This is a genomic window from Nocardia sp. NPDC050408 (assembly GCF_044458905.1).
Classification (GTDB): Bacteria; Actinomycetota; Actinomycetes; order Mycobacteriales; family Mycobacteriaceae; genus Nocardia.
In genome coordinates, this window is record NZ_JBITIL010000016.1 from 161,944 (window position 1) to 175,846 (window position 13,903).

General features: G+C 65.1%; 11 protein-coding genes. 6 read left to right on the forward strand and 5 right to left on the reverse strand.

Going from position 1 to position 13,903, the window contains the following annotated elements; all coding sequences use genetic code 11:
* Nucleotides 1-36 precede the first annotated feature (36 nt).
* Entirely contained in the window at nt 37-711 is a 675-nt protein-coding gene (locus ACIBJI_RS33185; protein ID WP_364352619.1) for a TetR/AcrR family transcriptional regulator, read from the forward strand.
* Nucleotides 712-1,129: 418 nt separating this feature from the next.
* Here ACIBJI_RS33185 and ACIBJI_RS33190 read toward each other — a convergent pair whose 3' ends face one another.
* Complete coding sequence (locus tag ACIBJI_RS33190) at nt 1,130-4,441, reverse strand: protein kinase (protein WP_397087227.1); 3,312 nt, start codon at nt 4,439-4,441, stop codon at nt 1,130-1,132.
* Nucleotides 4,442-4,627: 186 nt separating this feature from the next.
* Nucleotides 4,628-4,864, reverse strand: coding sequence for a hypothetical protein (locus tag ACIBJI_RS33195; RefSeq protein WP_364352613.1), 237 nt, complete (start codon nt 4,862-4,864; stop codon nt 4,628-4,630).
* Between the two features lie 151 nt (nt 4,865-5,015).
* Here ACIBJI_RS33195 and ACIBJI_RS33200 point away from each other — a divergent pair, with 151 nt between their 5' ends.
* The 5 genes from ACIBJI_RS33200 to ACIBJI_RS33220 all read left to right on the forward strand — a co-directional run bounded on the left by ACIBJI_RS33200 (nt 5,016) and on the right by ACIBJI_RS33220 (nt 9,083).
* Nucleotides 5,016-5,621, forward strand: a complete 606-nt coding sequence (locus ACIBJI_RS33200) for a hypothetical protein (RefSeq protein WP_364352610.1) — start codon at nt 5,016-5,018, stop codon at nt 5,619-5,621.
* A gap of 170 nt (nt 5,622-5,791) precedes the next feature.
* Nucleotides 5,792-6,397, forward strand: a complete 606-nt coding sequence (locus ACIBJI_RS33205; RefSeq protein ID WP_364352607.1) for a DUF4232 domain-containing protein — start codon at nt 5,792-5,794, stop codon at nt 6,395-6,397.
* A gap of 157 nt (nt 6,398-6,554) precedes the next feature.
* Nucleotides 6,555-7,505 carry a hypothetical protein gene (locus ACIBJI_RS33210; RefSeq protein WP_396956876.1) on the forward strand — a complete coding sequence of 317 codons (951 nt, stop codon included), beginning with the start codon at nt 6,555-6,557 and terminating at the stop codon, nt 7,503-7,505.
* A 19-nt stretch (nt 7,506-7,524) separates the two neighbouring features.
* Nucleotides 7,525-7,863, forward strand: coding sequence for a hypothetical protein (locus tag ACIBJI_RS33215; RefSeq protein WP_364352601.1), 339 nt, complete (start codon nt 7,525-7,527; stop codon nt 7,861-7,863).
* Between the two features lie 164 nt (nt 7,864-8,027).
* The gene (locus ACIBJI_RS33220) at nt 8,028-9,083 is read left to right on the forward strand and encodes a DUF4185 domain-containing protein (RefSeq protein ID WP_364352598.1); all 1,056 of its coding nucleotides are present in this window, start codon (nt 8,028-8,030) and stop codon (nt 9,081-9,083) included.
* Nucleotides 9,084-9,154: 71 nt separating this feature from the next.
* Here ACIBJI_RS33220 and ACIBJI_RS33225 read toward each other — a convergent pair whose 3' ends face one another.
* The 3 genes from ACIBJI_RS33225 to ACIBJI_RS33235 are packed head-to-tail and all read right to left on the reverse strand — an operon-like array spanning nt 9,155 to nt 13,854.
* Nucleotides 9,155-10,588: an NAD(P)/FAD-dependent oxidoreductase gene (locus ACIBJI_RS33225; protein WP_364352595.1), complete on the reverse strand. Its 1,434-nt coding sequence runs from the start codon at nt 10,586-10,588 to the stop codon at nt 9,155-9,157.
* Nucleotides 10,585-12,342, reverse strand: coding sequence for a DUF3556 domain-containing protein (locus tag ACIBJI_RS33230; RefSeq protein ID WP_364352592.1), 1,758 nt, complete (start codon nt 12,340-12,342; stop codon nt 10,585-10,587). Before ACIBJI_RS33230 ends, ACIBJI_RS33225 begins: the two co-directional genes overlap by 4 nt.
* Nucleotides 12,343-12,375: 33 nt before the next feature.
* Complete coding sequence (locus ACIBJI_RS33235) at nt 12,376-13,854, reverse strand: AMP-binding protein (protein ID WP_364352589.1); 1,479 nt, start codon at nt 13,852-13,854, stop codon at nt 12,376-12,378.
* Between the last annotated feature and the right edge of the window lie 49 nt (nt 13,855-13,903).

The window sequence follows — 13,903 nt, forward strand, 5'->3', positions numbered from 1 at the left end:
CGAAACCGACAGTGACCGCGAAGTAGGCACAAAACCGTGACTGCCGATCGGGACGTCGAACCTCGCCGCAAACGGGCGGATGCGGTTCGCAACCGTCAGCGCATCCTGACCGCCGCGGAACAGTTGCTGGCCGAGCGCGGGATGGAAATTACGCTCGACGCCGTTGCCGGCGCGGCAGGTATCGGCGTTGGCACCGTCTACCGCCAGTTCTCGAACAAGCGGGAGCTGATCAACGAGTTGTTCGAGGGATACCTTCGGCAGATCATCGACTCGGCCCAAGCGGCAACTCGCGACCCCGACCCCTGGCGAGGGCTCACGCGATTTCTGGAAGCCACCTGCGAAATCATCGCGGGCAATCGCGGATTCGCCACCGCGATGAGCGAGTTGCAAAATGACGCAGGCCTTTTCGAAATCCATCGCGGCGAGCTCATGCTCCCGATCGCGGTGCTACTCGACCGCGCGAAAAAGGCCGGCGTGGTCGTACAAGGCATGGAACCGGTCGATGTTCTCGCAATCATCGGCATGATCCACTTCGTCGCGGCAATCACCGAACCGGTCGATCCGGAGAACTGGCGGCGGTATCTTGCCGTGCAGCTCAACGGCTTCCGAACCGACGCTGCCCCAGAGTTGCCACTGCGCCCCGCCGCATTGTCATCGGATCAGCTGAACCGCGCCCGCTCGGCGGCGGCCGCGCGCCGCAAGCAGCCCTGAGCCGCCGACGCACCGGACACAGGGTGTACGCGGGGTCCCCGACCTCAACCGAATCACCTTCGAAACCTACGGCGGCCCATCCCGGGGCATGACCCGAAGTCGGGGCGGCACATTACTCGATGATCACCTGTCTCCGCTGGCGGAAGACTGTGCGAAGTGGTCGACCCCCTCCGGACACAGCGGACGGATCCGCGCTATCTTCTCGGAGTACATCCACTCGGCTCGGTTGTCCATCGGCGCATCGCCGACCAGGAGCGCGGTACCCAGGTGCTGCCACGCCACCGCTAGCGGGCGGGCTGCCGCAATCCCCAAGCAGCGTCGCGAACGGGCGATCCCTCAGGAACCTCACGCTGACGGGTTCGGATTACGTTGCGGCACGACGTGATTCATTGAGGCTCTCGCGATCGATACAGCAGCACTACCGTTCAGATCGGTGTCGGGAACTCTGTTGTTCGGTTTCGTTCACGATCCACGCCGCGATTTGTGTGCGTGAGGTGAATCCGAGTTTGGCCAGGATGTGTTCGACGTGGCCTTGTGCGGTGCGTTGCGAGATCACCAGTTTGGCGGCGATCTGCTTGTTGCTGAGTCCTTGGGCGACAAGCTCGGCGACCTGCCGCTCCCGCTTGGTCAATCTCGCGGACCCATCGGACGCGGGCACCTTGTCGGTGGACTGTTCCCCGAGCGCGTACGCGACAGCAGCGCCCAAGCTCATCCCCCGGCCCTGCCGCAAGGCCGCATCGAATCCGCGAGCGCCGAGGGCACGACGCGTCAATTGCACACATTCCTCGTGAAAGCGCGACATACTCCGCAAGACGGCCCGCACGCTGCTGCCCACCAGCCAGTTGCCCTGCGCGGCTCCCATCAGAACGGCCGCGCGCTCGACGTCGCCGTGATCGGCGACAGTCCAAGCCAGCGCCTCGAGACTGAACGCGGCGATTACCGGGCTGCTCGGCCGTCGGTTGACGCGCAAAGCCTCCTCGAGCAACTGTCGGGCACGGTCGGGCTCGCCGTGTCGCCAGGCGGCAACGCCCAAGCCGCGCAGCGCAGTCGAACGATAGAGCAGTTCGCCTTGCGCTTCGGTGATGGAAAATACCCGGCTGTAAAGCTCGCTCGCCCGGGTCATGTCGCCGCGCAGTTCGTATGACCAAGCCAGGATGGCTAGCGCGCTGACGTAGAGCTCTCCCACCTGGTTCGAGCTGAGCATTTCGACCGCGCGTTCGAGACAGGTGGATGCTTCGTCGGCTTTACCGCTCGCGAGTGCGACAATGCCGGCGGCGTAGGCGAGCTGTCCCTGAATCGTGGGGGTTGAGGTTTGTGCGGCAAGCACGCGTCCCTCCGCCAGAAAGGCGGCGGCAGACTGGAAATCTCCCTGTGGCGCGGCAACCTCACAAGCGGCGCGTAGCGCAGCGATACGGTCGGGTGTCGATTGCGCGCCGGGATGGGCGAGAACCCGGTCGAGCCATAATCGGCCTTCCCCGTACAGACCGCGAAAGCTCCAGAACTCGTGCATCGCCGCGGCTATGCGTAACCCTGCTTCAGCCGCCGCCGGAGTGTTCTCGGATAGATAAGACTCGAGCGCTTCACGCAGATTGGGTTGCTCACGTTCGAGCCGGACGATCCAATCCAGCTGCCGGGGGCTGATCCATTCGGCCTCGGCGTCCAGCGCCAATTGTTGATACCAGGCGCGGTGTCGTCGGCGCAGCTCGGCGTCTTCACCGGACGCACGCAGCTTTTCCCGACCGTAGTCGCGGACCGTCTCGAGCATCCAGAAACGCACGACGGCATGCGATTCATTCCGAACCACGATCGACTTGTCGACCAGGGCGGACAGCACATCGAGCGGACTGTGCCCGGCAGCGTCGAGTTCCGAGCCGAGGTCGGTGCCGCATATTTGTTCGACGGCGTCGAGTTCGAAGCTGCTTGCGAACACCGACAGCCGGGCCCACAACCGCTGTTCGACCGGGGTGCACAACCCGTAGCTCCAGTCGATACACCACCGCAGCGTCTGTTGCCGTGTCGGGGCTGTACGACTGCCACGGGTGAGCAGCGCGTACCGATCGGTGAGCCGCGCCAGGATCTGCTCCGGTGACATCGCGCGCATCCGAGCCGCGGCCAACTCGATCGCCAATGGCAAACCATCCAGCCGGGCACAAATCCGGGACACGGCGACCTTGTTGTCCTCGTCGAGTTCGAAGCCCGGCACCGCCGCTGCCGCGCGGTCGGCAAACAATGTCACCGCGTCGAAACCGGGCAGCCCACCGAGCGTCGGCTCCCGGTCGGGATCCGGGACCGTCAGCGGCGACACGCGTAGCACCGCTTCCCCTGCGATATCCAACGGTTCACGACTGGTACACAGCACCCGCACCCCGGGGCAGGTCCGCAGCAGCGTCTCGACCAGCTTTGCCACGGCCGCCACCACTTGCTCGCAATTGTCGAGCACGAGCAGTGTTTCCCGCGAGCTCAGAAATCGGGCAAGAATCGACGAACTCGCCGCCGCGTCCCGCATGCCGAGGGTGGCCGCCACCACATCGACCAGCAAGGCTGGGTCGGACACATCGGCCAGCTCGACCAACCACACCCCGTCGGGGAAATCGCGGCGCACCTGCGATGCCGCCCGCAGCGCCAGCCGCGTCTTCCCAACACCTCCGATCCCGGTCAACGTCACCAGCCGCGACGCCACCAGCGAATTCTTCAGTTCGGACATCTCGGTGCGCCGACCAACAAAGCTGGTCAGCTCGAGCGGCAGATTACCTTCACCATCAGCACCGCTCACCGCTGGCGAGTGCGGTTTCCGCGCTGGTGGCTGCTGGTCTGGGCCGTCGTGAATCGGTTCGCCCCACAACGCCATCTCGCCCACCGGGAATCCGAGGCGGCGCTGCACCTGCCGAAGCCTCTCCCCCAGAGCCACGGCCGAGGGCCGCTCATGGAGATCGCGGCTCATCGCGGCTTCCACCACTACCGACACCTCGTCCGCGACGCCGCTGTCCCGCAGGTCCGGAACCGGCTCGGTGGTAATCCGCAAAAACTGCGTCACCACGTCCTCCCCGCTGCGACGTTCGAAAGCGGCATGCCCGGTGAGCGCACAAAACAGCGTGGCTCCGAGCCCGTACACATCCACGGCCGACGTCGGAGTGTCTCCTTCGAGTACCTCCGGTGCGGTGAACGTCGGCGACCTGGTCAACGTGCCCGCAGCGGTCTGGAACCCGCTGGCCATGTGCGCGATACCGAAATCGGTCAACACCGGTTCGCCGTACTCGGTGAGCAGGATGTTTCCTGGGTTCATGTCCCGATGCACGATATCGAGACGATGCGCGCTGGCGAGCGCGCCGGCGACCTTCACCCCGATCGACAACACCTGCTCCACCGGAAGTGGGCCATGCCGGCGGATCCGCGCATCCAGGGAATCCAGGGGGTAATACGGCATCACCAGGTAGCGGCGGCCACTTTCGGTGGCGCTGGTTTCCAGCACGGTGACAATGTTCGGGTGCCCGGTCAGCCGCCCCATCGCCCGCTGCTCGCGAACGAATCGCGCTTGATTGTCGGTGTCCAACTGCACTGTCAACACCTTCACCGCCACTGTCCGGTGCAACGACACCTGACAGCAGCGATACACCACCCCGAAACCGCCGCGTCCGATCTCCACGGCATCCTCGAAGCCAGCAGCGGCCAGCTCCGCCGTGACCGGCGTAATCACCTCACGACGGGTGCGCGGCGAATCATTATCGGTCATCGGTAGGGGCAATCCGAAGAGACATTCTCCGGCAACCAGGCAACATGCGCTCACCTTTCGCCAACCCCAGCGTATGCCGAAAACAGCAAAGGAAGGGATGCTGAGCTGGGAAGGCATACAGTGCGAAACCGACGGTCCAAAACCCCGATGGCTGGCAGCACATTTGCGAGATCGGCGTATACGGAGCTATCCCTCGTCGGAGACCGAACGCAGAAGTCGCCGCAACAGATAGAAACCGTCGCGCGGCGAACCGGCCTCGACGATCGGCACGTCGCCCAGCGTGCAGATGCGGACCGCGTCCGCCCCGGCCAGCCGGACGCGCAGGCCGGGTTTGCCGGAACGCGGGATATATCCTGACGCTCCGGGTGGCGCCGTTGAGCCGGGGCAACAGCACGGCTGCGAACCGGTCGGCCTCTTCGCCACCTTCCACGTACTGGAATCTGCTTGCCGCGCAAGCCTATTGGTTCATCAGCGTGATGTTGCGCGCGGTCGCTTCCGAAAACGAATCCTGCTGAGCGACTGAACGATCCAACGCGAGAGAATCATCGAATCCCTCGTGAAAGCGGAGAAAAGTATGCCCGATGCTGTCGAGCAGAGCCGGCAACGAACCCAGCAAGCACACGAAATTCTCGCGAGACTCCGGCTCCTGGAGCACTGGCGGGCATTCGGAACACCAGTCCTGGTAGGAGCCTTGGCCTACGAACTGGCCATGGCACCCGATATCGATATCGAAATCTACTGCGACGAACCGCGCATCGAAGACGGCTTCGCCGTGCTGCGCGAGTGCGCGCTGCACCCTGATGTCCGCAACGCGCGGTTCGGCAACCATCTCACCGACGCCGACGAGGGCCTGTACTGGCGGCTCGGCTATCACGCCGACGACGGCACCGAATGGAAAATCGACATGTGGTCGCTACGCCGTGATCATCCCGGTCCCCGCTCCGCCGACTTGATCGACCCCATTCGAGCAGCACTGACACCCGAGGCCAGGCGCACGATCCTGGAACTGAAAGCACTGATCCAAGCCGGTTCGATTCCACAACGCCCTTCCATCGACATCTACCGCGCCGTCATCGACGGCGGAATCCGTTCCAGCACGGAACTTTCCCCCTGGCTCGAAGCCCACCACCGTGACGGCTTGGTCTTCTGGAAGCCAGCACCGGCCCCGACCGATCACTGATCGCGCAAAGGGTGCTAGATCCGTTGTTCAGGTGCTGTCGAAATGTCGAAACGAGCCCCTCGTTGGGCCTGAGCATCCGGGACCGGTCCGTATTCGGTTGTGGCAATGGCGTTTCCGCTGCGCTTTCGTCCACCCGCGGAGTACGGTGAGCTGCTGTGAGGAGAAGGCGGATGGCGTGGTGGCTGCTCACCGCATCTACGGCGGCGACCGTCACCGGTTGTGGCTCCGAACAGTCGGCCCCGCCTGGGACGACCAGCCCCAGCGCGGACTCGGCGCTGCATGCGGTTTCGCCGCCGTCGACCGCGCCGCCACCGGCCGCGCGTACTTCGGATGCCGTTGCCACGCAATGTCGGACGTCGGATCTCGCGGCCGGTCTCGGACCGGAAACCGCGGCCGCCGGAACCGTCGCCTTCCCGATCGTGTTCACCAACAACGGGTCCGGTCCGTGCGTACTCGACGGATTCCCGGGTGTCTCCTACGTTATCGGCCCGGACAGCGCACCCGTAGGCGCGCCCGCCACGCGTGACGGTGCCTCGTCCGGCCCAGTCCAGTTGGCGCCCGGTGGGCAGGCGTCGGCGCTGGTGTTCGCAATCAACGTGCACAACGTTCCGCCCGAGCAATGTCAACCGGTGTCGGTGCCGGGGCTGCGAATCTACCCGCCCGACAACACCGTATCGCTCTACCTCGAACGCGCCGGGACAGCATGCAGTCTCGCGCAGGCGACCACGACCCAACTGAGGATCCACACCGTCGTAGCGGGCACCAGCGGCCGCTGACCCGGAGGCGGCGACCAGGCTTCGTTGCGGCATCGCCGATTACGACGCGGTCACAGTAGTTCACTACTGCTGACGTCGCGGCCGCGGGGCCGGAAAATCGGTAGCTACCACTCGATTCCGGTCCCACGGGTCCGGTCGACCTTCTCGGAGGGTAGTCATGGTTGATTCCCTTTTCGCCGACGTGTCCGAGTTCCAAGTACCGGTCGACGACTCTTACCCGTACCAAATCTTTTCGTTCAGATCCAACGATGGCACGTACCGGGACCACAACTTTTTCACGAACTATGCGTGGGCCGCCGACGCAGCCGACGCCGGACGAATTTCCTGCTTCATCGTCTACTTCTACTGGCGACCGAACTGGCTCGACACCGCCGACACCCACAGGAGCATGGTCGGCCAGGCGGGCGGTCCGCACCCGAGGATGATCTCCATGATCGATGTGGAATCGGGCGGCAATCCCGGCGGCGACCAGTCCGACGGCATCAATCGCGCCTATTGGCGGCTGGCCGACTGGCTCGGCTCGACGCGCCGGATCATCGGCTACGCCAACCGGTCCGACTTCAACAGCATGTGGCCGGTGCGCCCGGACGGGCTCAACATGATCGGCGCCGGCTACGGCAGCAACCCGAACCTGCCCGGCCAGATCGCCCACCAGTACACCGACGGCCAAGGCTACGGCGGCGGCCTCCCCGAGGGCGCCTCGCCTTTCGGCAACTGCGATATGAACTCCGCCGACGGATTCTCGCCGGAGGACTTCGCCAACCAGTGTGGCGTCGGGGTGGTCGCGCCGGATCCGGTCACCGACATGTGGATTCAGTTCATGGGCATCGGTGGCAACGGCTGGCCCCAACTTGCCGGCCGCACCCTCGTCGACGGCGTTGCGACTGTCGGCCAAGCCCTCGGTCTCCCCGGGTTTGCGCCACCCTCGGGGCCCACTCAGGTGCCGCTGCCCCGCGATACCGACGGCCGCATCCGCGACGAGTGGATCCAGATGCGCGGTGACCAAGGCAACGGCTGGCCGCAACTCGGCGGCCGGTCCCTCGTCGACGCCGTCGCGGCAATCGGGCAGAAACTCGACATCGCCGGCTTCCAGCCGCCCGCCCAATAGTCGTGATCGGAGTACTCGCATGCCCACAATCCCCAGCGCGAACGGCCGCTTCTTCGTGATCACCGACTGTGTGCCACAGGTCCAGGCGGCCGCGACCGCCGCCGCCGCCGGCGGCGGCACCCTGGCCGGCCTGACCTCCACCAACCTCGCCGAGCTCAGCTTTCCGAAGGGGGCGTTCACGGACGTACAAGCTTGCGACACATCACAAGCCGGGCCCACCGCATGGTTCGGCACCTTCAACGGCGGGGTCCCCGAGCGCAGCGTGTACGCCATCGATCTCACCACCGGGCAGGTCTTCAACGACAACTCCAGACGGGCAGCGGCATTTTCCCGATTCGTCCTCGCTGAAGCCAAATAGACCGGATCCATAGCGGCCGAAACCTGGTCAGCCGCAGTGGGTTCTGCGGCACCGGTTCCGTCCGACGCGCTGGCGGTGGACGTCGGCCGTCAGCCCGGTGACGATGATCGCTCGCCTAGGCACACCAGTAACGAATGAACGCATGAGCAGGGAGGACCTCGGCGATGTCGACACATTGGGGCACGGCCATCAACGGGTACAGCGGAAGTACCGCGCGGCAATTCGGGGTAGGTGGCGCCGATCTCGGTATCCCCTACGACCGCAGCCATTTCGGAGCAGGGCGATCCGGATTCGTGTTCGGCGATGCCTTCACCGGCGACAGCGAAGGTTCGGGCACCTGGCTCGGCTCGCCGATCGTGCTGTTCAGCCCCAACGTCCCGGACACCACCACCATTTTCACCGGCGCCGCCGGCGGGGCGCAGGCGAAACAGGTCCTCACCTACACCCATAACGCCGACAATGGCTACGGGATCGAGGTCACCCGCATCCCCAACGACGCCTTCGTCGACCCGAACGGGCGCACTTGGTTGACCTACACCAGCGTCCACGACTGGAACGCCTCCGTCGATCGGTACGGGGCGCTGTTCTGCGGGCTCGCCTACTCCGATAACGACGGCACCACCTGGACGGACTACGCGACGGTGTGGCGCAACGACGGCAGCGACGGCTACGGCGGCTGGAGCCCGTTCATGATGCAGTCCTTCGCGGGCATCGGCAACAACAACGGCGACGGCTACCTCTACATCGTGTCCAAGGAATGGGGGCGCGCACACAACCGAAACGGGCCGATTCTGATGCGCGTGCCGTGGCAGCAGATCGCCACCCGCGCCAGCTACCAGTACTGGGGCTACAACGGCTCGGCCTGGCAGTGGGGCAACCCGACCCCCACCCCGTTGTTCGCGGGGATGGGCCCGATCGGGGAGCTGAGTGTGAAAAACATTGCGGGTACTTGGGTTATGTCCTACTTCGATGTCGACGGCTACTGCATCTCCACCCGTACCGCAGCGGCGATCGACCAGGTGTGGACCAATCCGAGACAACAGATCCACGGCGCCGTACCGTGGTGGCAGTTCTGGGTCCGCTCCTTCCCGCAACTCTACGGCGGCTACATCCACCCCCGCTCCACCTCACCCACCGACGTGACTCTGTATGTCTCGCAATGGAACACCACCACGAACAACCCCTACTGGGTCATGCAATTCGACGGCATCACCCCGTAGTCGTGCCGACCGGTCGGCTGGCACTGCGGCGATTTGTTGTCGATGGTCGTAATGGATCTCGACATCGAGCGCTACGCGGATGCTTGGTTGGGGGCGGCGAACGTTCGCATCGCCGCGGCCGCTGCGTTGTATCCACTCATCCCGTGCGCTCCGGGCCCTGGTGGGGCGGCGGCCGAGCAGATGAACATCCGGTCCGCTATATGGTAGGGGCGCAGCGTGATACGTGATCCGCCGAAGAGTAGTTGGCGAATGTTCTTGTCGCCGGTGAGGATGTCTCCGCCCACATAGTTGGGGTTGTAGGCCTCCAAGGCGGTGGGGCCGACCACGGTGGTGGCGACGACGCGGTCCCGGAACCCGGGCGCGAAGCGCTCGACCGCGTCGAGCAGTACGTCGGTGGCGTCCTCTGAATAGCCTTGTGGCACATGAGCATACAGGTCGATGGGGTGTAGATTTCCGCGTGATCGTGTGGGGTCTGCGAGGTACTGCTGTCCGACCACGATGAAGGGCCGGTCGGGAAGCCGGCCTCGATGGATTGCGCGTTCGGCGTGAACCACGTCGGCGGCGCTGCCGCAGACGTGCAGGCTTCCCGCTTTGCGGGCGTGCGGGTTGGTCCACGGGATGCCGCCCTCGACGGCCAGGCTGACCTTGTAGGCGGCGGGCCCGTGTTGAAATCGCCGGTACTCGCGGGAGATCCGCGACGGCAGCCGGTCACCGGCGATATCGGCGATCGCGGCCGGGGCGAGATCGAACATCACAAGGTCGGCTGGCGGCAGTTGATCGAGCGATTCGACCCACAGGCCGGTCTCGATCTTTCCACCCAGATCTGTCAATGCGGCCGCCATGGCGTCCGCGATTGCGCGCGAGCCGCCCACCGCGACCGGCCACCCGTAGCGATGGCCGGCGGTGGTGATGCCGAGACCGATTGCCGCGGAGAGGATCCGGTGCTGTGGTTGCCAGCCGTGCGCCATGTTCCCGGCGAACAGTGCCCGTCCCCGCTCGGTCCGGAACAACCGGCCGAGCGCGGCGGCGGGGATCAGGGTCGGGATGCCGAATCGTGCCAACCGCAGCGGATGTGACGGTATCCGCAGCAGCGGTCGCATAAAATCGGCCGCCAACAGATCGTATCCAGCGGAGGGGCCGGCGAACAGGCGGTGCCAGATCGAGCCGTCGGCGCCGAGGCCCACGGCGGTGTCTTCGAGGGACCTGTACAGCACTCCCGCTGTTCCGTCGTCGAGTGGGTGCACGCAGTCGATTTCCGGCCACGCCCATTCCAATCCGTATCGGGCCGTATCGATTCCGGTCAAGAACGGCGACCCGACGGCCATGGGGTGGGCCATCGCGCAGTGGTCGTGCAGCAGCCCGGGCAGCGTGAGCTCGCCGGAGCGGGTGCCGCCGCCGATGGTGGCGGCACCCTCGAGCACGGTGACCTCGACGCCGTGACGGGCCAGTGTGACGGCGGCGGCCAGTCCGTTCGGGCCGGAGCCGACCACGATCGCCGTGGTCATCGCACACGCGCCGAGGGCAGAACCCGGTTGTCACGGCGGAGAGGATGAACCGGGAACGGATCGCCCGGCTCCGGCCACGGCTGGCGGGCCAGCATGTCCTCGACCAGCACGTAGCCCTCCTCGATGACTCCGGTCCTGGCGTCGACGATGCGATATGCCTGGCGTTGCCGGTGGATGGGCTGGGATTCGAGGACGACGATGCGCAGTTCGCCTTCCTCGAACTGGCAGCGACGCTGCAGCGCTGCCAGCAACTGTTCGTTGTGCAGATGCCCTTCACCGAAGTTCCAGCCCAGCAGCGGGCCGGCGACAATCTCTCCGTCGCGGATGGCGTAGTCGTCTTCGTTGTCGACGGCCCGTGGGATCAGACCGTTGAGCGCTCGGCCGTGGGTGTGCATCGATCGCCAGCCCATCCCGGTCTGGATCAGGATATCGGCGATCTCGGGGCCGTACAGCTTGGTCAACTGGATGACCGGCAGCGCGGCGCTCTTGGTCACATGCTGCTCGAGCTTCAGCTCGGCGTCCCCACGGAAACACCAGGTGCTGGTGGCCCAGTTGCCGGCGTAGTAGCGCATCGACGTCAGGAACGAAACCCATTGCGGCCGAACATGTCCGAGGATGACAACGAGTGTGGAGAACCCGATCAGCATGAACACCAGCGGAGATCGAAGCCCCGAGACATGGATGTAACCGTAGTGACCGAACAGGTAGAACAGGCTGAAGATGAAGAAGATGTTCCATTCCAGCGGAACGCCCATCGGCACGGTGGAGATGATGTGCAGGTGGAAGACCGCCATGAAGATGATCGCCGCCCAGGTCAGCGGGCCACCATGGCCGAGGAAGACCAAGTAGGCGGGAACCAGGTATTCCACGACGGTGCCGCCGTGGGCCAGCAGGACCGGGATCCGTGACGGGCGCAGGTCTTGCGGCGGGTTGCGGTACATCTTGCGCTCCAGCCATTTGATCCGCATGACCGGGCTGTTGCTCATCATGACCGCTACCACGTGCCCGAAGTGATGGTTGAGCTTGGACGTGGCCGCACCCCACCATAGTGCCAGCATGACCAGCTTGAATCCGATCATCATGTCGGAGAACGGGACGAAGAACATCAGCAGCATCAACAGGTAGTGCTCGGGGCGGGCGGCCAGGAACACCGTCTTGTCCCGCAACCCCAGCGCGCCGAGGGCGACGACCAGAGCCACGACGATCGTGGGATCGAGCAGGCCTACGTGAGTGCCGTCTACCGGTGCAGTGCCCTGACCGGGGGCGAGCAACGCCCAGATTCCGGATCCGAGGACGACCGCATACAGGACGACGTCGATGGTGCCGCGCTCGTCACCCCGGGTGAACGGCACCTTCGCCGGCCACGGCGGCAGGCGCAGCGTGCCGGGGCGCAGGAAGTACAGCAGCCCGCCGATCGGCGGCAGGAACCGCATGGTGAGCGGCCCGAACCCACACCCGAACCCGAGGATTTCGAACAGCAGGGTCCACACGACCAGTTTCTGGTAGACGATCGGCTCGGTCCACCACGACGTGATGTCGGCGAGCACTCCGAGACCAGGGGTCAGCGAGATTACCGCTGCCGCGCCGAGGACGTACAAGGCGCACTTGACGATGTAGAGCAGGTAGACGGCATAAGGGGTGCCGAAGCCGTGCTCGACCCAGTGTTCCGCGACGGTGCGGAGCCGTTCGCCGCGCGGGCGGGTCTTCCATTCGGCGTAGTCGATGTCCGGAAGGTCCGGTTTTGTGAATCCCATGGCAGATTTCTTTCGAGTGGAAGCTGAGGGGTGTCAGAGGTGCGCTTCGACCGGGCGGGCGCGCAGAGTCCGCTTGTCGATCTTCCCGACGGGGTTCTTCGGGATCTCGTCGACGGCCACGATCACTTCGGGAATCTTGTACTCGGCCAAGGACTTCCGAAGATGATCGAGCATCTGTTCCGGCTCGATCCCGGCCCCATCGCGATAGGACACAAAGGCGACGGGTACTTCGCCGTAAATGGGGTGCGGTCGCCCGATCACGGCGGCCTCTAGCACCCGAGGGTGGGTGTAGATCGCGGACTCGATCTCCTTGGGGTAGATGTTCTCGCCGCCGCGGATGATCATGTCCTTGATGCGGTCGACCAGGGTGAGGTAGCCCTCGGCGTCGATGCGGCCGACGTCTCCCGTGTGCAGCCAGCCATCGACGATCACCTTCGCCGTCTCATCGGGCCGACCCAAATATCCCCGCATTACGGTCGGGCCTTTGATCACGACCTCGCCCGCCGATCCGTCACCGAGGAAATTGCCCTCGCTGTCTACGACGGCGATCTCCTGACCTGGCAGGGCGATACCGACGGTGCCGGGTTTGCGGACACCGTCGAGCGGAGTGCCCGTGCTCGCGCACGTCCCCTCCGACAGGCCATAGCCTTCGTAGATCGGGACGCCGTAGCGCTCCTCGAACCGCGCGAGCAGTTCGACAGGCATCGGAGCCGCACCGCAGAGGGCGAACCGGACCGAGGAGGTGTCGGGCTGGATCTCCGCCGGCAGCGCCGACAGCATGGCGTAGATGGCGGGCACCGCGGAGAAAAAGGTCGGCCGCGCCGCCTCGACCCTGTCGAAAAAGGTCCGCGGCGAGAACCTGCCCGCGACAGTGGTCTGGCCGCCGGCGAGCAGCGGCGACAGCACGCTGACCACGATGCCGTTGACGTGGAACAGCGGCAGAATCAGCAGACTATGGTCGTCAGCGGTCAGCCGCATGCCCACGACCATCGTCTCGGCCATCGCCATGATGTTCGCGTGCGTCAGCTCGACGCCCTTGGGGCGTCCGGTGGTACCGCTGGTGTAGATGATCAACGCCAGCGCGTCGTTCGAGAACTCGGTCGCCTCCGCACCACCGACGCGGCCTTCGTGCCGATCCAGCTCTGGCACCGAAAGCGGCTGCGGTGCACGGACATTGCCGGACTCACCGTTATCGGCGCAGACCAGTACGCGAGCGCGGGAATCGGTCAGCTGATATTCCACCTCGTCCGGGGTCAGTGACGGGGCGATCGGCGTCGCCGCGGCACCCAGCCGCCAGGTCGCGAACAATGCCACGATCAATTCGAGCCGGTTGGGCAGCATTACGGCGACAACATCGCCGACACCGATCCCCGCCTTCGACAACCGATCGGCGTACTTCTGCACGAGGTCGAGGAACTCGGCGTTGGTGATCCGCCCCAGGTCGTCGTCGGTAAGACAGGGTTTGGTGGGGAAGATCCCGGCGCGTACATCCGGGAGGGCGGCGAAGTGCATGTCGATCTCCTTGCTAACGCAGCAGCTCGCTGGCGTGAATGCAACGTTA